General features: G+C 58.7%; 1 protein-coding gene. It reads left to right on the forward strand.

Annotated features, from left to right (window positions below):
• The coding region (locus SB751_RS30115; RefSeq protein WP_410749034.1) for a transposase at positions 1 to 276 on the forward strand (276 nt) is incomplete at both ends.

The following is a 276-nucleotide window of genomic DNA, read 5'->3' on the forward strand; positions in this document are numbered from 1 at the left end:
GCAAAGTGTATCTGTCGCCAGTGATTGACTGCTTCGACGGTCTCGTTGTGAGCTGGTCAATCAGCACGCGGCCGGATGCCGAACTCGTCAACACCATGCTGGATTCGGCGATTGAGTCGCTGGCTGCCTGCGAGGAGCGGCCTGTGGTTCACTCCGATCGCGGGGCACACTATCGCTGGCCGGGGTGGCTCTCACGGATGCATAATGCAAGACTGATTCGGTCGATGTCGCGCAAAGGATGTTCGCCGGATAATGCAGCGTGCGAAGGTTTCTTCG

It is taken from the genome of Cupriavidus sp. SIMBA_020 (genome assembly GCF_046535395.1).
Lineage (GTDB): Bacteria > Pseudomonadota > Gammaproteobacteria > Burkholderiales > Burkholderiaceae > Cupriavidus > Cupriavidus campinensis.